The organism is Kribbella sp. NPDC059898, from assembly GCF_042730855.1.
Classification (GTDB): domain Bacteria; phylum Actinomycetota; class Actinomycetes; order Propionibacteriales; family Kribbellaceae; genus Kribbella.
This window is the reverse complement of record NZ_JBHWKR010000018.1, coordinates 70,844-88,091: the sequence shown is the minus strand read 5'-3', so window position 1 is coordinate 88,091 and position 17,248 is coordinate 70,844. Positions and strand designations below refer to the sequence as shown.

Below are 17,248 nucleotides of genomic sequence, written 5' to 3'. Positions count from 1 at the left end.
GACCGATGCCATCGGCATCTGGTAAGGGGGTCGATGACATCGGTCCTGTCCATGGGGCGGCAGTGACCGATCAGGCGGCCGGCGGCATCAGAACGGAGTCGATGAGGTAGACGGTGGCGTTGGCGGTCTTGACGCCGCCGCAGATGACGTTGGCGCCGTTGACCTTGAGGGTGTCGCCGGAGCCGGTGACGGTGAGGTCTTGCTTTTCGACGGTCGGGTGTTTGCCGACGACTGCGGTGGGGTCGAGTTGGCCGGCGACCACGTGGTAGGTGAGGATCTTGGTGAGCAGGGCGCTGTTGGTCTTGAGGGTGTTGACGGTGGCTGCCGGGATCTTGGCGAAGGCGGTGTCGACGGGCGCGAAGACGGTGAATTCGCCGCCGTTCAGTGTGGAGACCAGGTTGACCTTCGGGTTGAGCTTGCCGGAGACGGCGGCGACGAGGGTCTTGAGTAGCGGGTTGCCGGAGGCGGCGGTGGCTACGGGGGCGGCCGCCATGCCGTCGATGGATCCGGCGCCTGACGGGTTGGCCTTGGCGTACGCCGCGCACCCGGGACCGACCATTCCGCCGGAGGCGGCTCTCGCGGACGGGGAGGTGCTGGGGGTCTCGGCAGGAACCGACGAGGACGAGGTGCTGGTGGAGGGCGAACTGCTCGACTTGTTGTCGTTGCTGCTGCACGCAGCGGTCGCGAGGACGAGCGCCAGAGCGGATGCGGCGAAGCCGGCGCGGGTGAGGTTCTTGTGCATGATGATGTCTCACTTTCAGGTGGTGCCGGCGGCTTCTCTCCGCGGCTGACATCGGTACTTCGGTGCGGTGCGCGTCCCGGATAGGTCCGACCTGACGTCGATCGGAGTACCATCGAGGTACCTGACGCAGGTGTCAGGCTGCCCCAGACAACGCGGCACCGACCGATCGGTGAAACTCGGGGTGTTCGCGATGTCTCAATGCCTGCGTGGATCATGCGGGAGGCGTCATGAGTGTTGACGCCGCAGCGGGGTCTGCAGCCGCGTTCGCTGCTCTCAGCGATGAATTGCACTTGGCGCCGGATCTCGGCAGCGTGCTCGAACGGACCCTGGAATTCGCCTCCGCCGTCGTCGACTGCGACTGTGCCGCCGTCGCGCTGCGGCCGGGATCAGGTCTGAAGCGATGGCGGCTCGCCGGGTCCGACACCCGGGCGATGGCGGCGGAACGCGGTCAACAGGAGTACGGCGAGGGGCCGAGTCACTCGGCAGATCGCTCTGACCTGATCGCGGTTCATGATCTGTCAGTCGATCCTCCGTGGACCCGTTGGGGCCCGTGGATATCCGCGGAGTTCGGTTTTCACAGCGTGCTGAGCGCTACCGTCCGGCTTCGCGAGAACACGCTCGGCGTACTGAACCTTTACGCGACGCCTCGCAACGCGTTCCAGGAGCCGGATCAGGCGCTTACCAAGGCGCTGGCCGTGCACGCCGCGGTCGCTGTCGTCGCCGTGGCAACGTGTGAAACGCGCCAGCGGGCAATCGATGCGCAAACCGAGGTCGGCCAGGCCGTCGGGATCCTGATGGAACGCTTCGATGTCGGAAGTGACGAGGCCCTGGCATTGTTGCGGCGGCATTCGCAGGAGCACAACGTCAAGTTGAGCGCCGTTGCGGCGGAGCTGGTTTCAGCACGTCGTGGGCCCGCGCAATCCACCCGTCCGGTACGTCGCCAGACCTGATGACCGGACCGCCACGGTGTGCCCCGTGGACAGGCACCGGGCCGTTGGGCAGAGTGGGAGCCGCGACGTCATGACCGGGATCGCCCGGCCGAGCGGGCAAGGCGCGCCAGTGACGTCCGAGGTGAGCTGATCGGTGGCATCGCCACGAATGCGTCAGATCCTCTTCGAGGTCCTCACCGATCCTCCGGGTCGGACAAGCACTGCCAACCAGGTGCTGCACCGGCTGATCACCGCGACGCTGACGGCGCTCGAGGTAGACGGCGTCAGCCTGGCGCTGATGACATCGGCAGGGCATGCCGGCTTGCTGGCGGCCACAGACGACGTGTCCGCCGCGCTGGAAGACTTCCAGCACACCGCCGGCGAAGGACCGTGCCTGGACGCGTCACGCCAGGGCCGACCAGTTCTCGAGCCGGATCTGCTCCGTACCGGACTGACGCAATGGCCGGGCTTCACGGCATCGGCGGCCGAGGCCGGCATTGCGGCGGTGTTCGCTTTCCCGCTGCAGGTCGGTGCGATCCGACTCGGAGTACTCGACCTGTACCGCATCGACACCGGGTCGCTGGACTCTCTGCAGCTCGCGGAGGCGCTTGACTTCGCTGCCGCGGCGACGACGATCCTTCTCGACCTGCAGCACGGTACGCCGGTGGGGGAGTTGCATCCGTTCCTGGCCGTCGCCGCCGACGAGCACCGTGAGGTCCACCAGGCCACCGGGATGGTCTCGGTCCAGGCGGCGGTAAGCCTGACCGAGGCGCTGCTGCTGTTGCGGGCCCGCGCGTACGCGTCGGAGCGATCGCTGCTTGAGGTCGCCACCGACGTTCTGACTCGGCGACTGAACTTTTACCCTGAAGACGATCATGATGAGTAGGCAGGGAGATGCGGAGATTGGACCACCCGGCCCGGAGAGGAGCGAGGTCATGACCAGGGAGCAACGCCTCGGACACGTTTTTGTCGAGCTGGCCGACAGCCTCGTCGACGACTTCGATGTCATCGACCTCCTGCACGTGCTGTGCGATCGCAGCGTCGAGTTGCTGCAGGCTGACGCCGCCGGCCTGATCCTGGCGGATCCTCGCGGCCGCCTCCACGTGATGGCATCCACCACGGAGGAAGCACGGCTCCTCGAACTGTTCGTGCTGCAGAACGACGAAGGTCCCTGTCTGGACTGCTATACAACCGGACAGCAGGTTGCGAACATCGATCTCGAAGAGGTCAGCCAACGGTGGCCGATGTTCAACGCCGCCGCAGCCGCTGCCGGCTACCGGTCGACCCATGCGTTGCCGTTGCGCCTGCGTGGGCGGACGCTCGGAGCGCTCAATCTGTTCTGCGAGCAACGGTCGACCCTCAGCCGGGAGGACGTCGACCTTGGACAGGCACTGTGCGACATCGCCACTGTCGCACTCCTGCAGGAAAGGGCCATTCGCTCTGGTGAACTCCTGGCCGAACAACTTCAGGGCGCATTGAACAGCCGCGTCGTCATCGAACAGGCCAAGGGCATCCTCGCCGCGCGAGCGGACATCCCGTTGGACGCTGCGTACGCCCTGATGCGCGATTACGGACGCCGCAACCACCGACGTCTCAGTGCAGTGGCAATAGACGTAACCGCAAGCACCATCGGCCCCGACGACCTCAAGACCACGAACAACGCCTGACGACCTCTCCCGTGGCCTGACCGAGCAGCCGACTCCACCGGACGCTGACTGCTGGGGTTGCCGTGTCGCGGCGGGACGCGCAACACTCGAGACATGGCGGCCAACCGCATCCTGCCGGGCCGGATATCGCGACCCGTTCGCAGCCCCTCCCGCGGCTGGCCGCTCCAGTCGGGAACAACCGCCGGCCGCTGAGGTTACGGATGTACCATCGCGGTGTGACGGAGAGTCGTGCCTGGTGGTCAGCGTGTCGACCGCGGGTGGGGTCGGCACGCCGCGAGTGCAAGGCTGGCGGAAGGCACGCATCCTGCGTATGACGTTCACGGAGCCGAGTGACGATCGTGCGGCGATCGCGGATTTCAACGCAGCCCGCGATGCCGAGTACGCCGAGGTGTTGCAACGGCTGCCCGAGTTACGCCGGGAGTTGGCCGACGCCCGGGCCCGCGGAAACGCGACCTATGCCGAGGTCGAGGAGTCCGAGGCCGATCTGGAGCGCTTCCGGACCTGGCTGCACAAGATCGCTCGACGCGACTATTTCGCGGCATTCGGAGCTCAGGCCGCGCGAGACGCCGTCGCGGAGGCAGCCGCCGATCTCGCTTCCTTCGAGGACGCCGCACTCTGGGCTGACGATTCGCTCGCACCGGACGTCCCCGTCGAAGATCTGCCGGCTGCCGAATCGCGGCTGCGCGCTGCGAACGAGTCATGACGGGATCGCTGTTGATTGGCGTCCTTGTCGGCGCGGCAACGGCCCTGGTACTGGTCTGGGTGGCGCTGGTCGTCGTGATGATCGCCGCGCGGCCGCGAGGAGGGTTGCTGCGAGAAGCCGTGCGGCTGCTTCCCGACGTACTGCGTCTGCTCAGTCGGCTGGCCGCCGACAAGACATTGCCGCGTGGCGTCAGGGTCAGGCTGGCACTGCTGATGGTCTACCTCGCGATGCCGATCGATCTGATACCGGACTTCATTCCCGTTCTCGGGTACGCCGACGACGCCATCATCGCCACAGTCGTACTCCGCGGTGTGGTGCGGCATGCAGGCATCGCTGCGGTCCGCGCGCACTGGCCCGGTTCCGACGACGGATTCGCTGCCGTGGTCCGCCTCACCGGACTGCGCGACACTGAGCGATGACCGAGTTGGTTGACCTTGGGTGCTGCGCCGATGGCGGCTTTCGGCCTCGCCCTGCTGTCCGCGGTCGCCGGGTCCAAGATCGCGACGTATGGCGTTGGAGGTCTGCTCACCACGCGGGTCCTGCTGTACGGCGTCGTACTCACGCCGGCCACGCTCCTCGGCGCCTGGACCGGCAAGAAGATCGTCGGCCACATCAGCGACCGCATCTTCGTCCTGCTTGTCGAACTCGGCCTTCTCGCGGCAGGCGGGCTGTTCGTGGCCGGCTTCTGAAAGGCTTGCACGTGAGTAGCTGTGCATCTTCCTCGGCGGTGGTGTCATGGTGACGTGGAGGATGACGAGGAGGACGTGGTCGACCTTGGACGCCCGCCGGCGCCCCGCTGGTTGCGGATCGGCGTGCGGATCGGGGTCGGTCTCGCCGTGGTGGCGCTGCTGGTGATTGCGTTGCGGCCATGGTCGGCGCCGACCTCGAGCCTGGTGGTGCCGTCAGTGACGCCGCCGGGAGTTGGCCTGCCGACGCCATCGACCAGGTCCTGGCCGACCGTAGCGGGCGCCGGCGACTCCAACGCCGAGGTGCCGATCGTGTCCTCCGTACCGTCGCCGACGCGCACCGGCATCCAGGTCCTGCTCGGCGGGGAACGGTTGCGGACGGTCGACTTCGACGCGGGCCGTGTGGTGACGTTGGCCGGACTCCGTTCCGGCGAGTACGCCGCTGTCCTGGGCGGGCCGAAGGGTACCTATGCCACCGCGAGCACCTGCGAGGCCAGCGGTTCCCGGATCCTGCGCATAGGCGCCGATCAACGGGTCAGCGCGGCAGGTACGCTGCCGCGGACCGGGTCTGTGCTGACCGCCGGCGGTCAAGCTTGGATCGTGTCGTATCCGGACGAGGCCGGCCAGCCCTACGGGACCGTTGTGCCGCTCGGCGGCGGCCGACAGGTACGGCTCCCAGTGGGGTTCTATCCGTACGACGTCGTCGGCACCACCCTGGTCGGCCTGCTGCAACCTGACCCGTCGGCTCCGCCCGCCGACCTGCTGCTGGTCGAGGCGGCGACCGGTCACATCCGTGCCAGACTGGGCCGGGACGCAGCACCGATCGCCACGGGCAACGGCCAGGTCGTCTGGACCAGCGGATGCGACGCGACCAGCGACCAGCCCTGCATTCTGCACCGGTTGTCGGTTGCCACCGGCAACATCAACCGGTTCCGTCTGCCCCGTCCGGCGGGCGCGGGCATTGTCAGCCCCGACGGAAGTCGACCCGCCTTCATCCTCCAACGGGCCACGACGGACCCGCGCTACGAGGGCCGTCCGTTGCCGCCGAGCGACATCGCGGTCATGCACTTCGATAGCGGCCGCCTCGAGATCGTCCCCGGCATCGAGATGCCCGCGAAAAGCTCGCCGGGCCTGGCGTTCAGCGCGGACGGCCACTGGCTGGCGATCGCGCTCAATGCCGGCAACCGTGTTCGGCTGCTTGCGTGGCGATCCGGGTTGGCACGGCCGTACGAGACTGGAGCAGTCCCCGCGCAGGTGCTAGGCACACCAACGATCGTGCCGCTTCCTACCCGCTCAGGTTGACAGCAGCAGGGGCATGGCTATCGCGTAGGCGGCAAGGAGCACGAGGGCTTCGCTACGGGTCAGGGCGAGGCCGCGGCGAAGGAGTGCCCAAGCCAATCCTGCTGTGAGGATCAAGGCAACGGCGGCTCGTCCGGGAGCAGCCGTACCGGAGGCGAGTCCGACGACCGCGCCGCCGATGAGGCTGTTGAAGAGGTTGCTGCCGAAGAGGTTGCCGACGACGAGGTCGGACTCGCCGCGACGCTGCGCCTGCACCGATGATCACCTGCGGTACGCCGAGACGGGTACCTATCTGCGACGCGTTCGAGACCAGCAACTGAGCTCCGGCGAGAACGCCGGCAAGACTAGGGCCGCGCGTACCGGTTCGAACCAGGCCGGAGGTACCCAGGCCGATCACCACAACCCCGACGACCACCGGGCTGATCCGGAGGCGCTCCGCCAACCGCGACGAACCGAGCACCAAGTGGTCTGCCGCGAAGGTCAGAACACCCAGCCCCACAACGGCAAGCAGAATCTGAACCACCATCGGACGCCCTTCGGTCGACAAACCTCACCCCACCGCCGACCAGGCTTCCCGGCACACCACCGCAAAACCTACACCAAACGACGGGCCCTCGCTGGGCGCATGCCCTTGCCGTTGACCGGCGACGATCTGGGGTCTCTGAAGCGCCGTCGGCAGTTGTCGGCAGGCTCGGCTATAGTCAGCGCGATCTGGGGGTCTCGAGACATTTCTGGAGGGGAATTCGCATGAAATTGCAGCGCTGCGCGCTCGCATTGGCCGGCGCCGGGCTGTTCGCCGCGGCGGCCGCTTCCGTTCCGGCCGCCGCCACAGGTCAGGCCGATCCGAAGCCGTACTTCCCGAGCAGGACCGTCCAGCCGAACAAGGCGAAGGCTGCCACCGCGGAGCCTTGCGAGAGCGCGGTCGGCGTGCCGACTGCCGCCGGCACGATGCAGGAGATCTACGTCCTGCCTGGCCGTCACCCGCAGGCCGATGTGTACGAGCCGTACAAGTTCGTCGGCACCCGGGCCGACGCGACGTGGTACGGAGCCGTGAACAATGCGGGCACCCAGTTCTACTACTACGGGCTCCTCCTGCAGGGCGGGAACTTGTATCGGCACACGACGTACATGCCGAACAACGAGACCAGCGCGCCGCGTCCGCCGTTCAAGAAGGTCGGACCGGGCTGGACGAGCTTCAAGTCGATCGCGACGTCGAACTTCAGCGTCGCCGCGCCGCGGCACGCGTACCTGTACGGTCTGAACACCAATGGCAGCCTGTACCGGTACCAGATGGTCGGTGCCGGTTTCCGGTCGCTGGGGGCGATCGCCGGGTTCAAGGGCTTCAAGACGATGACGGTGATCAGCGAGACGGCGGCGTACGACACGTTGCTGATGACGACGAACGCCGGTGCGCTGTGGACCGCGCACATCCCGGTCGCCGCCGGGGCGAAGCCGGTGATGAAGCTGATCCGCTCATCCGGCTGGTCGGCGTACGAGTCCCTGGTCGTCCAGAGCTGTGGCACCCGCGGCGGTTCGCTGGTCGTTGCGGTCGACAACGATACGCAGTCGGGCTACCAGTTCGCGATGAGCAAGGCGAACGGGTCCGCGACGGCGATCACGTCGTACGGGAAGGTCCCGGCGGTGTTCAACGGTGTGAGCCACGTGTCGCTCACCACGCACTACGACCAGTTAGTCGGCGAGTAGCGCCCCAGACTCACGTCAGGACGAAGTAGCGCAGCCACAGGTACGGCGCGGCGACCAGGATCGTGATGACGGTCATCACCACGCCCTTGCGGGTGAACTCCCAGAAGCTGATCGGGTGACCTGAGCGGAGCGCGATCCCGATGACGACGACATTCGCGCTCGCGCCGATCGCGGTGGCGTTGCCGCCGAAGTCGGCTCCTGCGGCCAGGGCCCACCACAGCGCGTGGGCGTGCGCCGGGTCGGTCACGCTGTTGGTGAGCTGGTAGACGACCGGGCTCATGGTCGCGACGTACGGGATGTTGTCGACGATGCCGGACAGCAGCGCCGACACCACGAGGATCAGCATGACCGCGAGCAGCGGTTTGCCGCCGGTCGCGTCAGCCACAGAGTCCGCCAGGTCGCTCATCACGCCGGTCTTGACCAGTGCGCCCACCATGACGAACAGACCGGTGAAGAACAGCAGCGTCTGCCACTCCACGCTGCTCATGTAGTCCTTCGTCGGCACCCGCGTGATGAGAACGAGAATCCCGGCGCCGAGCAGTGCGACAACCGCCGGCTCGATGTGGAACACGGCCCGTCCAACAAACCCTGTGAAGACGACCAGGAGGACGACACCGCACTTGATCAGCAGAGGCTTGTCGTGGATCGCCTCGCGCTCGTTCAGCCGCAGTACGTTCTGGACCTTGTCCGGGTCGGCGGTGAACGACCCTTTGAACAGCCGGGGGAGGACCAGGCAGAACACGATCAGCTCAAGGATCACCAGCGGTGTCAGGTGGAGCAGGAAGTCGTTGAAGGTGAGACCCGAGCGGCTGGCGATGATGATGTTCGGCGGATCACCGATCAGGGTCGCCGTACCGCCGATGTTGGACGCCATCACCTCGGCGATCAGGAACGGCACCGGGTTGATCCCGAGGCGTTCGCACACCAGCAGCGTGACCGGCGCGATCAGCAGCACGGTGGTCACGTTGTCGAGGAAGGCCGAGGCCGTCGCGGTGATCAGGCTGAGCAGGATCAACACTCGTAGCGGAGATCCCTTTGCCCGCTTCGTGGCCCAGATGGCGACGTACTCGAAGACTCCGGTACGGCGGAGGATGCCGACGATGATCATCATTCCGAGCAGCAGGAAGATGACGTCCCAGTCGATTCCCGTGTCGTGGGAGTAGAACGCGTGCTCGGTGTCGGTCACGCCGAGCACGAACAGGACCGCGGCGCCGCCGAGCGCGGCGAACAGCTTATGCGTCCACTCGGTTGCGATCAGGACGTACGCGATGACGAAGACGGCAACGGCGATCATGGTCATGCGATCACCGGTACGGCGTTCAGCGCGCTGAGGTCACCAGCTCGAGCAGCCGTGACGCGGTGATCGCGCCGATGATCTCCTGGTCCTTGACGACGGCAACCAACGGGCAGCGTAGCCGGGCCATCAGGGCTGCCACTTCGACGACGGTGTCGTCGAAGTTGACTACCGGCAGCTCGGCCGGCTCGGTCGGCAGCAGTTGGCGAACCGTGAGACCGGTCAGCTTGCTCGCCACCTGGTCGGCCAGCGGCTCGTCGATCACCCGCGCCAGTGACGGATCGTCCTGGACGTAGGAGGGCACCAGGAACCGGACCACCTGGGACGCAGGCAGCACCGAGTGCGGCCGTCCTTTGTCGTCGACCACGATGAGGCCTGGCAGCCGGTGCGACGCGAGCAGCCGGACCGCCTCGAGCGCGTCCGTGGTCAGGCTGACAGTCGGGAACTCCTCGGCCATCTGCTCTCCATGCACATTCGCACGATACCTCGCTCCCGAGCAGGAAGGAGGATGTCCAAGACGCCGGTGAAGCCCCGAGCTGGACGGGCCTCGACGTGGCTCCGGTCAGCCGCCGGGTACTCGGGACTGTACCGTCGATGCGGTGCCCAGGCGAGAACTCCGGCGTCACGCTGTCTCCAGGGTCGTCGAGCTGCCCGCACCCCGTTCGGGGACGGGAACTGCCGACCAGACTTCCCGGCGCACCACCGCGCAGTTTTCCTCATCTGGCGACACCCGCGCAAACGCCTGCGGCGTCCCGCAGCTCCTCCCGCGGAGAAAGAACACGCCGCCGAGCCGTCCACAGCCGGATCCTCCCGCCGCGATCCGGCTGCCTGGCTGTCCGGTGCACCCGGTTCTGGCACCGTCACCGGCTGCCGTGTTTCCGCGTCGCGCTGCCGAGGGCGATGAGCGCTCCGAGCGTGGACAAGCCGGCGGAGAGGAGGAGTGCCGGTTGGTAGCCGGCGGTGGTTGTTTCCGGGGTGGTCAACGCGCCGTTCGCGTCGAAGACCGCGGTGCCGGTGGCGACTGCAATGATCGTGCCGAGTCGTTGGAGGGTGTTGACCACGCCAGCGGCTTGCCCAAGCGCCTCGGGCGGGGCCACGTTGAGTGCTGCGGCGGGCAGGCTGGGCAGCGCGAGGGAGACGCCGACGCCGGCTGTCACGAACGGTACGACGTACGCGCTCCATGACGATCCGACGCCGGCAAGGTGTGCGATCCAAACGAACCCTGCGGCCTGCATCAGCAGTCCTGGGACGGCGAGGACCTTCACACCGACTCGGTCGAACAGGGCGCCGGCGATGGGTGCGATGAGTAGTGGGGTCACGGTCCAAGGCAGCAGTTGCAGCCCAGTCGTCAGTGGGCTGTCGCCACGGCCGATCTGGAAGAACTCGCTGGTCAGGTACGCCGCGGAGAACGTGGATCCGGACATCAGCACGTTCGCGACCGCCGCCGCGGAGAACGACCGGGTCCGGAACAGCCGTAGTGGGATCATCGGATGTGCGGCGGTCGCCTCCCGTGCCAGGAACGCGCCGAGCAGTGCGATGCCGGCGACGAGACCGGTGAGGGTCCGGCTGGAGCCCCACCCGGTGTCGGGCGCCTGGACGAGCGCCCACACCGCGACGGCCAGGCCGGTCCCGCCGAGCAGCATGCCCGGCAGATCGAGGGGGGTGCGCGGTCCGTGACTTTCGGCGAGGACCCGGCGCGAGCCGAGCAGGGCGAGGACGCCGATCGGGATGTTGATCCAGAAGATCCAGTGCCAGTCGAGTCCCTGGGTGACGGCGCCGCCGACCAGCGGTCCGGCGGCGACGCCCAGGCCGGCGATCCCGCCCCAGATCCCTACCACGCGGCCGCGCTTGTCCGGGGGGAACGCGACGGTGATGAGGGTGAGTCCGAGGGGCGTGATCACTGCCCCGCCGAGCCCCTGGAGTGCCCGGAACGTGACGAGCAGGCCGAGGTCGGGCGCGGTCGCGCACAGCGCGCTCATCGTCGCGAACAGGGCGAGACCGCCGAGGAACACGCGACGCCTTCCGAACCGGTCGCCGAGGGCTGCGGCGGTGATGATGCCGGCGGCGAACGTGAGGTTGTAGGCGTTGACGACCCATTGGAGGCCGGCCGGGCTGCCGCCGAGGTCGGCGCGGATGGACGGTAGCGCGGTCACCACGACGAGCGCGTCGAGGGTGACCATCAAGAAGGCGATCGACGGGATCGCGACGGCGAGCAGTGGCGCGCGGGTCCCTCGCCGGGTGACAGGGGAAGCCATGACGGTCACGACAGATCCTTCCTTCGGGAGCGTGGCCTGAGCGCCGCGCCATTCACAGGAGTAGGCGTCGCGGGGCCGCGGAACTGGGCGGCGTGGGAGCGCCCAGTTCCGGCCGGCTCGTACGTCTACCTGTTGTGGAGGTGTACGTCGATGACGAGCAGGTGGATGGTGGAGTCATGGAGTTGCTGGCCCGGGCGCGGGACGGAGACGCGGACGCATTCGGCGAATTGGTCGCGCCGTACCGCCGCGAGCTCGAGGTGCACTGCTATCGCCTCCTCGGCTCGCTGCAAGATGCCGAGGAGGCGCTGCAGGAGACGTTGCTTTCGGCCTGGCAGAGCCTCGGTGCGTTCGAGGGGCGGTCCTCGGTGCGGACCTGGTTGTACCGGATTGCCACCAACCGCAGCCTGGACCTGCTGCGCGGGGCGGGGCGTCGTACGCCGCCGGGTACTCCGTTGAGAGTCGAACCGCCGCCGCCGAGCCGACAGGGCGAGATCACGTGGCTCCAGCCGTTCCCGGACGACCTGCTGGGCGTTGCGGATCCGGCGCCTGGCCCCGAGGCCGTCATCGAGGCACGCGACGCCACCACACTCGCCTTCGTCACCGCCCTGCAACGACTGCCGGCCCGGCAACGGGCCGTCCTGATCCTGCGCGACGTTCTGGGGTACCGGGCCGCCGAGGTCGCCGACCTGCTCGACGCGACCGAGGAGTCCGTGACCTCGGCCCTCAAGCGCGCCCGGGCCACGCTCGCCACCGATGCAAGCGCCGACCGGCCTCCGGCCCCGCCACCACTACCGCTCTCGGCCGAGGAGGAACAGCTCGTGAGTGACTGGATGGAGGCGTTCCAGGCGTTCGACATCCAGCGACTGGTCGCCCTGCTCACCGACGACGCCTGGATCAAGATGCCGCCGCTGCCCTGGGAGTACCAGGGCCGCGAGGCGTGTGAACGCTTCTTCAACACCATGGCCGGGTCGCCCGGCGGCCACCGACGGCTGGTCCCCACCCGAGCGAACGGGCAACCGGCCTACGGCTCCTACACCCTCGACACCACTACCGGCATCTGGCGCGCCAATGGCTTCTTCGTACTCACCCTGGCCGGAGACCGCATCCACGAGATCATCCGCTTCGAGATCCCCTTGATGGCGCGCTTCGGCCTGCCCCGAACCCTGCCCCAGTGAGGCTTCTGACAACCTCAGCTGTCAACGAATCCGCGTCGTTCAGCGCGGCGACGGTTCCGCCTTGCCGGTCAGGGTTTGATGCGCGTGGTGACGATGACGGCGACCTCGAAGAGCGCTATCGCTGTGCAGAGGGATACGCCGAGCAGCAGTAGCCTTGACGAACCGGTCAGTGCAAGGAAGACCGCAGCGGTGAAGCAGATCAGGAGCCCGCCTCCGGCAGCCACAGTCTGGAGCCGGTGGGCTATGGATCGAGGGACCCGCCTGGTCTTGTCACGTTTCGCACCGATTTTCCGCATCTTCTGGTCCCCCTTGCCGACACCTGTCCCGTACTGCCCTCTCGGTTCCCCGATCGGATCGCAACCAATCCTGGCGAGTCGGGTTTGGTCCCAGTTGGAGACATTCAGGTGATCGGTACGTCGGCGACGACCGCGTAGTGGTGCGACGGAGGACAGCCGTGGTCCTCGTCGAAGCCGACGAGGCGGGAGCCTCTGGACGTCAGACCATCGTCGGCGAGGATGTAGTCGATACGGCGGTCCTGGAGCCATTCGCCGTGGCCCAGGTACGGATTGCGGGAGCTGTACGTCGCACCGTCGTACCTCTGCGCCCGCCAGCAGTCGGCCAGTACTGCGAAAAGCGGCTCGAGTTCGGGCCCGTCCGGCGGCGTATTCAGGTCACCCGCTACGACCACCTCATCACCGTGCGCTCTGAGCTCGGACACGAGCGCTGCAAGGGACTCGGCTTGCGCGAGGCGCTCGCGTTCGTGGTTCTCCTCCCAATCCAGGCAACTGGTGATGAAGTGCAGACTGTGCACGCCGACCCGGACCTCCGCTCTGAGGGCGACGGTGTCCGCTGAGAGCTTATGCTGCTCAATGGCGCGGAGTGGGAAGCGGCTGAGGATTCCCAGACCGAGATGCACATCGGGATCGGGATCCGTCGGCATGCGGGACTGGGCGAACACCGGCGTCATCCCGAGCTCGAACCCCAGCAGGCGGGCCTGCGTCCGCCCGTCGCTGCGCCAGGTTTCCTGTAGTGCAACGAAATCCGGTCGTTGCGCCCGTACTGTTCGTGCGATCGCTCGCTCTCGCCGCAACCACCGGTCGCCGAATCGTCCCCAGACATTCCATGTCATGAACCTCACGACCGTCTCACCCTCTCGTTCCGGACCTCGCCGGTACCCAGGCCCGGCACGAAGACACGCCCCGGTCGGCCGGAACCTGTTTCGCATGGATCGGCTGCCGGCGGGCACCAGACAGGGGTTGGAGATGCCGGACCCGAGGAGGAGACCGATGGGTGTCGGACGCAAGGCGAAGCATGCAGTGAAGGGCGCAAAGGGCAAGGTCAAGAAGGTGACCGGCAAGGCGACCGGAAATCGCGACTTGGAGGCCGAGGGCCGCACCGAGCAGACGAAGGCCGACTTGAAGCAGGTCGGTGAGAAGGCCAAGGACGCCTTCAAGGAGTAGCCGCAGCAAAACCATGAGCCCCGCTCAGGTGGGGCTCGTCGTACGTGTTCTCGAGGGACTGGTCGAAGCGCGCGCCGGGCGGTTCGGTCGTTTGGGGCGGTTCGGGCCAGGGGACAGGGAGGGCGGTGGCCGGGCTGGTTGCCTGATGGTCTGGAAGGGTGCCGTCAAGTCAACCCCGGCCACCGCCAATCTCTGCTCAGGAGGAGCGATGGACGACGCACCCGGCACACTGATCAACCTGAACGAAACCGCTCTGGCGTTGGCCGAGCCTGCTGACGACGTACGTGGCAGAAAAGTGGTCGACCGGAACGGTGACGAGGTCGGCACCATCGACGGACTGATCATCGACGAACACCAACGTCGGGTTCGGTTCATGCTGGTCGGATCCGGTGGATTCCTCGGACTCGGCGAGAAGAAGCAACTCATCCCGATCGATGCCATCACGAGCGTAGGCGACGACACGGTTCGCATCTCCACCGAACGAACACACGTGGCCGGCGGACCGGTGTATGACCCGGAAGTCGTTCCGGAGCCTCACTACTACGAGGAAGTCTACGGATACTGGGGGGTTCCGCCGTTCTGGGGCCCTGGCTACGTGTATCCGCCGTTCCGCCGCTGATCCGCAGACGACCGTTCTCGGACGAGGACGCCCGGGAGTAGGTGATTGCGATGGGCAACGGGATGCCGATCGCCGCGGTGTTCTCCGGCACGGTTGCCGGAACCGTCGGGCTGGAGGAGGAGTTGCTGCTCGTGGACCGCGGGACGTGGCTGCCGGTCGCCGCCGCCGACGTACTGGAAGACATCCGCGACCCGCGGATCAAGCAGGAGCTGCCTGCGTGCCAGGTCGAGATCGCGACCACCGTGCACACCGACCCGTCCGTCGCCGTCGAGGAACTACACCGGTGCCGGGGACTGATCGCGGCCGCGTGCGGTCCCGGCGTGGCCATGATCGCCGCGCCGGTGCATCCACTGGTCGACGGGCCGGTCGAGCTGTCCGGGACGGCGCGTTCAGCGGGCCTGGACCGCCGGTACCGCGAGATCATCCAGCGGCAACTGGTGTCGTCGCTCCAGGTTCACCTCGCCTTCGGGGACGCCGACTGCACGCTGGCCGTCTACCACGCGCTGCGAGACGTTCTTCCGGAGCTCGCTGCGCTGGCAGCCGGGGCACCGTTCGCCGCCGGGCGGGACACCGGGCTGTGCTCGGTGCGTCCGGTGATCTCCGGTCAGCTGCCGCGCCAAGGTGTGCCACCGATCATCCCGTCGTGGGAACAGTTCGCCGAGGATCTGGAATGGGCGGTCGGCGGGGGTGCGGTGACGGATCCGTCGGAGTGGTGGTGGGAGCTCCGCCCGCACATCCAGTTCGGTACGCTCGAGCTGCGCGTCCTCGACGTACCGGCGACGACTGAGCGGGCCGGTGCGATCGTGCGGTTCGTGTACGCGCTCGCCGCCCGGCTTGCCGACCTGCATCAGCTCGGCGAGCTCCCGCCGCCGGCGCCGTCCTGGCGGATCGCGGAGAACCGCTGGGCCGCGCTGCGAGACGGTGTTCGGGGTCAGCTGCTCGACCTCCGCACTGGCGCGGCACGTCCGACGCGGCGCCGCCTCTACGACCTGATCGACGCTGCTGAGGCGTACGCGCTCGGCGGGTTGGACGACGTACGGGCCCTGGTCGAGCATCCTCCGGTCGACCATCTCCGAAGGCTCGGGCCACGACGGGTCGCGCCGTGGCTGGCGGAAGTGTTCAACGGCTGAGTGGTTCACCCCTCCTTGGCATTTGCAAACCTCAAGCACGCAGAGCCGATTGGCAGTTGTCCCGTCACCGGCTGGAATGCGATTCTTCGCGTTTGAGCGAGAGGGTGTGGGTGCCGTCGCAGTGCGGTGGGATCGCGGTTCGGCCACAGCGGCACAGGGCGACGGTACGGCGGGTCGCCGGGATCGGGTCGCCGTTCTCGTCGAGGAGTTCGAACTCGCCGCGGACCAGGAGCGGCCCGTCCGGGTACGCGCGGATCTCTGTCATATCCGTGCGGTACCCGCTGCGGGGGAGTCTACGAGATTCCGGCGGGTACCGGTCGGAGATGCAGCTACCACCGGCCCGCGGGCCGCTCAGCGCTTGGATTAGCAGTCGGCTCGTGCGAGCCGGTGAGGCCTACGTGCCAGCTGTCGTGTCCGATCGGCCCCAGGCCGACGGCGACCTCCAGTTGGCGTTGTGGATCGCGTACGAACTGCAGTATCGCGGTTTCGACGAGGTCGATCCGGGCCGGCAATGGGATCCGGACGTCATCGTCTTCCGCACCCTGCTGGAGCAGCCGTGGATCGAATGGCTGGAGGCGAACTACCGGATCGCACCGGAGGCACAACCGGTAGCGGTGCAACTGCGCGCCTTGATCGACGACAAAGAGGACCTGCGACTGGCGCCGTACCTGCGTCGGCACGCGACCCGTGACCAGTTCCGTGAGTTCGTGCTGAACCGTTCCGTGTACCAGCTCAAGGAAGCCGACCCGCACAGCTTCGGCATCGCCCGGCTCGCCGGCGCGGCCAAGGCGGCGCTGGTCGAGATCCAGGCCGACGAGTACGGTGGCGGCCGCGTCGAGCGGATGCATTCGGAGTTGTTCCGTACGACGATGCGCTGGCTGAGGCTCGACGACACCTACGGCCACTACGTTCCTGAGGTACCGGCTGTGACGCTCGCCGTGTCGAACGTGATGTCACTGTTCGCCATGCATCATCGTTGGACGGGGGCGCTCGTCGGTCATCTCGCGGCGCTCGAGATGACATCCACGCTACCGAACCGGCAGTACGCGACCGGCGCCATCCGGCTGGGCGCCTCAGCGGACCAGGCTCGCTACTTCACCGAACACGTCGAGGCCGACGCGGTCCACGAGCAGATCGCCGCTCACGACCTGTGTGGCAGTTACGTCCAGGAACATCCCGAGGCGGTCGGTGACGTCCTGTTCGGCGCGCGCTGTGCGCTGACGGCCGACGGCCACGTCGCCAGACACTTGCTGTCGCGATGGACGGACGCCGATGCGTGCGAACATCGAGATGCTGGATGACCAGTGCGAAGGGCGCGGAATGACGGAGATTCACGAGCAGCTTGCGGTTGCCGCGCGAGAAGCCGACCGCTTGGCCGGCGCGGTTGATCCGGATCGGCTCGGCGACTCGACCCCTTGCCCGGAGTACGACGTACGCAGCCTGATCGCGCACCTGATGCAGGAGATCGTCTTGCACAGCTGGGATCTCGCCGTTGCGACCGGACAGACGCCGCAATTCCCGGACGAGGTATCGGCGACAGTGCTGCCGGTCAGCTCGCCGCCGGGCACCGGTCCAGGACCTTGAA

General features: G+C 67.4%; 22 protein-coding genes and 1 pseudogene. 14 read left to right on the top strand and 9 right to left on the bottom strand.

The window, feature by feature from the left end:
* Positions 1-70: 70 nt before the first annotated feature.
* Positions 71-742: a fasciclin domain-containing protein gene (locus tag ACFV9C_RS38545; RefSeq protein WP_380201806.1), complete on the bottom strand. Its 672-nt coding sequence runs from the start codon at positions 740-742 to the stop codon at positions 71-73.
* 227 nt (positions 743-969) lie between these two features.
* Between ACFV9C_RS38545 and ACFV9C_RS38540 the strand changes: the two genes are divergently transcribed.
* The 7 genes from ACFV9C_RS38540 to ACFV9C_RS38510 all read left to right on the top strand — a co-directional run bounded on the left by ACFV9C_RS38540 (position 970) and on the right by ACFV9C_RS38510 (position 6,029).
* Positions 970-1,692: a GAF and ANTAR domain-containing protein gene (locus ACFV9C_RS38540; RefSeq protein ID WP_380201804.1), complete on the top strand. Its 723-nt coding sequence runs from the start codon at positions 970-972 to the stop codon at positions 1,690-1,692.
* Positions 1,693-1,840: 148 nt separating this feature from the next.
* Positions 1,841-2,557, top strand: coding sequence for an ANTAR domain-containing protein (locus tag ACFV9C_RS38535; RefSeq protein ID WP_380201802.1), 717 nt, complete (start codon positions 1,841-1,843; stop codon positions 2,555-2,557).
* 49 nt (positions 2,558-2,606) lie between these two features.
* Entirely contained in the window at positions 2,607-3,338 is a 732-nt protein-coding gene (locus tag ACFV9C_RS38530; protein ID WP_380201800.1) for a GAF and ANTAR domain-containing protein, read from the top strand.
* 310 nt (positions 3,339-3,648) lie between these two features.
* Complete coding sequence (locus ACFV9C_RS38525; protein WP_380201798.1) at positions 3,649-4,041, top strand: Chromate resistance protein ChrB; 393 nt, start codon at positions 3,649-3,651, stop codon at positions 4,039-4,041.
* A complete protein-coding gene (locus tag ACFV9C_RS38520) occupies positions 4,038-4,460 on the top strand; it encodes a YkvA family protein (RefSeq protein ID WP_380201796.1) in 423 nt (140 codons plus the stop codon). The genes ACFV9C_RS38525 and ACFV9C_RS38520 overlap by 4 nt, the downstream gene beginning before the upstream one ends.
* A gap of 30 nt (positions 4,461-4,490) precedes the next feature.
* Positions 4,491-4,730, top strand: a complete 240-nt coding sequence (locus ACFV9C_RS38515; protein WP_380201794.1) for a hypothetical protein — start codon at positions 4,491-4,493, stop codon at positions 4,728-4,730.
* 54 nt (positions 4,731-4,784) lie between these two features.
* Positions 4,785-6,029: a hypothetical protein gene (locus ACFV9C_RS38510; RefSeq protein WP_380201792.1), complete on the top strand. Its 1,245-nt coding sequence runs from the start codon at positions 4,785-4,787 to the stop codon at positions 6,027-6,029.
* Here the strand turns inward: ACFV9C_RS38510 and ACFV9C_RS38505 are convergent.
* Together ACFV9C_RS38505 and ACFV9C_RS38500 are read right to left on the bottom strand one after the other, a co-directional pair.
* Positions 6,021-6,281: a hypothetical protein gene (locus ACFV9C_RS38505; RefSeq protein WP_380201790.1), complete on the bottom strand. Its 261-nt coding sequence runs from the start codon at positions 6,279-6,281 to the stop codon at positions 6,021-6,023. The genes ACFV9C_RS38510 and ACFV9C_RS38505 overlap by 9 nt on opposite strands.
* Before the next feature lie 181 nt (positions 6,282-6,462).
* Positions 6,463-6,552: pseudogene (locus ACFV9C_RS38500) on the bottom strand (hypothetical protein); the annotation flags it as partial.
* A 221-nt stretch (positions 6,553-6,773) separates the two neighbouring features.
* Here ACFV9C_RS38500 and ACFV9C_RS38495 point away from each other — a divergent pair.
* A complete protein-coding gene (locus ACFV9C_RS38495) occupies positions 6,774-7,730 on the top strand; it encodes a hypothetical protein (protein ID WP_380201788.1) in 957 nt (318 codons plus the stop codon).
* Positions 7,731-7,740: 10 nt separating this feature from the next.
* Here the strand turns inward: ACFV9C_RS38495 and ACFV9C_RS38490 are convergent, their stop codons facing one another.
* The 3 genes from ACFV9C_RS38490 to ACFV9C_RS38480 all read right to left on the bottom strand — a co-directional run bounded on the left by ACFV9C_RS38490 (position 7,741) and on the right by ACFV9C_RS38480 (position 11,279).
* On the bottom strand, positions 7,741-9,030 hold the full coding sequence (locus ACFV9C_RS38490) for an SLC13 family permease (protein ID WP_380201786.1): 1,290 nt from the start codon (positions 9,028-9,030) through the stop codon (positions 7,741-7,743).
* Between the two features lie 19 nt (positions 9,031-9,049).
* The gene (locus ACFV9C_RS38485) at positions 9,050-9,496 is read right to left on the bottom strand and encodes a CBS domain-containing protein (RefSeq protein WP_380201784.1); all 447 of its coding nucleotides are present in this window, start codon (positions 9,494-9,496) and stop codon (positions 9,050-9,052) included.
* A gap of 388 nt (positions 9,497-9,884) precedes the next feature.
* The gene (locus ACFV9C_RS38480; protein WP_380201921.1) at positions 9,885-11,279 is read right to left on the bottom strand and encodes a DHA2 family efflux MFS transporter permease subunit; all 1,395 of its coding nucleotides are present in this window, start codon (positions 11,277-11,279) and stop codon (positions 9,885-9,887) included.
* Between the two features lie 176 nt (positions 11,280-11,455).
* Between ACFV9C_RS38480 and ACFV9C_RS38475 the strand changes: the two genes are divergently transcribed.
* Entirely contained in the window at positions 11,456-12,454 is a 999-nt protein-coding gene (locus ACFV9C_RS38475; protein WP_380201782.1) for a sigma-70 family RNA polymerase sigma factor, read from the top strand.
* Positions 12,455-12,522: 68 nt separating this feature from the next.
* On the opposite strand, the gene ACFV9C_RS38470 is transcribed toward ACFV9C_RS38475, so the two are convergent.
* Positions 12,523-12,750: a hypothetical protein gene (locus ACFV9C_RS38470; RefSeq protein ID WP_380201780.1), complete on the bottom strand. Its 228-nt coding sequence runs from the start codon at positions 12,748-12,750 to the stop codon at positions 12,523-12,525.
* A gap of 104 nt (positions 12,751-12,854) precedes the next feature.
* Positions 12,855-13,583, bottom strand: a complete 729-nt coding sequence (locus ACFV9C_RS38465) for an endonuclease/exonuclease/phosphatase family protein (RefSeq protein ID WP_380201778.1) — start codon at positions 13,581-13,583, stop codon at positions 12,855-12,857.
* A gap of 157 nt (positions 13,584-13,740) precedes the next feature.
* Here ACFV9C_RS38465 and ACFV9C_RS38460 point away from each other — a divergent pair, with 157 nt between their 5' ends.
* The 3 genes from ACFV9C_RS38460 (at position 13,741) to ACFV9C_RS38450 (ending at position 15,663) form a co-directional block, all read left to right on the top strand.
* Positions 13,741-13,914 carry a CsbD family protein gene (locus ACFV9C_RS38460; protein ID WP_380201776.1) on the top strand — a complete coding sequence of 58 codons (174 nt, stop codon included), beginning with the start codon at positions 13,741-13,743 and terminating at the stop codon, positions 13,912-13,914.
* A 208-nt stretch (positions 13,915-14,122) separates the two neighbouring features.
* Complete coding sequence (locus tag ACFV9C_RS38455) at positions 14,123-14,533, top strand: PRC-barrel domain-containing protein (protein ID WP_380201774.1); 411 nt, start codon at positions 14,123-14,125, stop codon at positions 14,531-14,533.
* A gap of 50 nt (positions 14,534-14,583) precedes the next feature.
* A complete protein-coding gene (locus ACFV9C_RS38450; RefSeq protein WP_380201772.1) occupies positions 14,584-15,663 on the top strand; it encodes a YbdK family carboxylate-amine ligase in 1,080 nt (359 codons plus the stop codon).
* 64 nt (positions 15,664-15,727) lie between these two features.
* On the opposite strand, the gene ACFV9C_RS38445 is transcribed toward ACFV9C_RS38450, so the two are convergent.
* Positions 15,728-15,928 carry a CDGSH iron-sulfur domain-containing protein gene (locus ACFV9C_RS38445; protein WP_380201770.1) on the bottom strand — a complete coding sequence of 67 codons (201 nt, stop codon included), beginning with the start codon at positions 15,926-15,928 and terminating at the stop codon, positions 15,728-15,730.
* Positions 15,929-15,932: 4 nt separating this feature from the next.
* On the opposite strand from ACFV9C_RS38445, the gene ACFV9C_RS38440 reads away from it, so the two are divergent.
* Positions 15,933-16,964, top strand: coding sequence for an iron-containing redox enzyme family protein (locus tag ACFV9C_RS38440; RefSeq protein WP_380201768.1), 1,032 nt, complete (start codon positions 15,933-15,935; stop codon positions 16,962-16,964).
* A 19-nt stretch (positions 16,965-16,983) separates the two neighbouring features.
* On the top strand, positions 16,984-17,247 hold the full coding sequence (locus ACFV9C_RS38435) for a maleylpyruvate isomerase N-terminal domain-containing protein (protein ID WP_380201766.1): 264 nt from the start codon (positions 16,984-16,986) through the stop codon (positions 17,245-17,247).
* Position 17,248: the final 1 nt, after the last annotated feature.

Bases quoted from the DNA above. Each gene is read 5' to 3' on its own strand.
- ACFV9C_RS38515 (WP_380201794.1), top strand. From the start codon at position 4,491: ATGGCGGCTTTCGGCCTCGCCCTGCTGTCCGCGGTCGCCGGGTCCAAG.
- ACFV9C_RS38435 (WP_380201766.1), top strand. From the start codon at position 16,984: ATGACGGAGATTCACGAGCAGCTTGCGGTTGCCGCGCGAGAAGCCGAC.
- ACFV9C_RS38450 (WP_380201772.1), top strand. From the start codon at position 14,584: ATGGGCAACGGGATGCCGATCGCCGCGGTGTTCTCCGGCACGGTTGCC.
- ACFV9C_RS38525 (WP_380201798.1), top strand. From the start codon at position 3,649: ATGACGTTCACGGAGCCGAGTGACGATCGTGCGGCGATCGCGGATTTC.
- ACFV9C_RS38490 (WP_380201786.1), bottom strand. From the start codon at position 9,030: ATGACCATGATCGCCGTTGCCGTCTTCGTCATCGCGTACGTCCTGATC.
- ACFV9C_RS38540 (WP_380201804.1), top strand. From the start codon at position 970: ATGAGTGTTGACGCCGCAGCGGGGTCTGCAGCCGCGTTCGCTGCTCTC.
- ACFV9C_RS38545 (WP_380201806.1), bottom strand. From the start codon at position 742: ATGCACAAGAACCTCACCCGCGCCGGCTTCGCCGCATCCGCTCTGGCG.
- ACFV9C_RS38480 (WP_380201921.1), bottom strand. From the start codon at position 11,279: ATGGCTTCCCCTGTCACCCGGCGAGGGACCCGCGCGCCACTGCTCGCC.
- ACFV9C_RS38475 (WP_380201782.1), top strand. From the start codon at position 11,456: ATGGAGTTGCTGGCCCGGGCGCGGGACGGAGACGCGGACGCATTCGGC.
- ACFV9C_RS38445 (WP_380201770.1), bottom strand. From the start codon at position 15,928: ATGACAGAGATCCGCGCGTACCCGGACGGGCCGCTCCTGGTCCGCGGC.
- ACFV9C_RS38520 (WP_380201796.1), top strand. From the start codon at position 4,038: ATGACGGGATCGCTGTTGATTGGCGTCCTTGTCGGCGCGGCAACGGCC.
- ACFV9C_RS38455 (WP_380201774.1), top strand. From the start codon at position 14,123: ATGGACGACGCACCCGGCACACTGATCAACCTGAACGAAACCGCTCTG.
- ACFV9C_RS38470 (WP_380201780.1), bottom strand. From the start codon at position 12,750: ATGCGGAAAATCGGTGCGAAACGTGACAAGACCAGGCGGGTCCCTCGA.
- ACFV9C_RS38465 (WP_380201778.1), bottom strand. From the start codon at position 13,583: ATGACATGGAATGTCTGGGGACGATTCGGCGACCGGTGGTTGCGGCGA.
- ACFV9C_RS38495 (WP_380201788.1), top strand. From the start codon at position 6,774: ATGAAATTGCAGCGCTGCGCGCTCGCATTGGCCGGCGCCGGGCTGTTC.
- ACFV9C_RS38460 (WP_380201776.1), top strand. From the start codon at position 13,741: ATGGGTGTCGGACGCAAGGCGAAGCATGCAGTGAAGGGCGCAAAGGGC.
- ACFV9C_RS38535 (WP_380201802.1), top strand. From the start codon at position 1,841: ATGCGTCAGATCCTCTTCGAGGTCCTCACCGATCCTCCGGGTCGGACA.
- ACFV9C_RS38530 (WP_380201800.1), top strand. From the start codon at position 2,607: ATGACCAGGGAGCAACGCCTCGGACACGTTTTTGTCGAGCTGGCCGAC.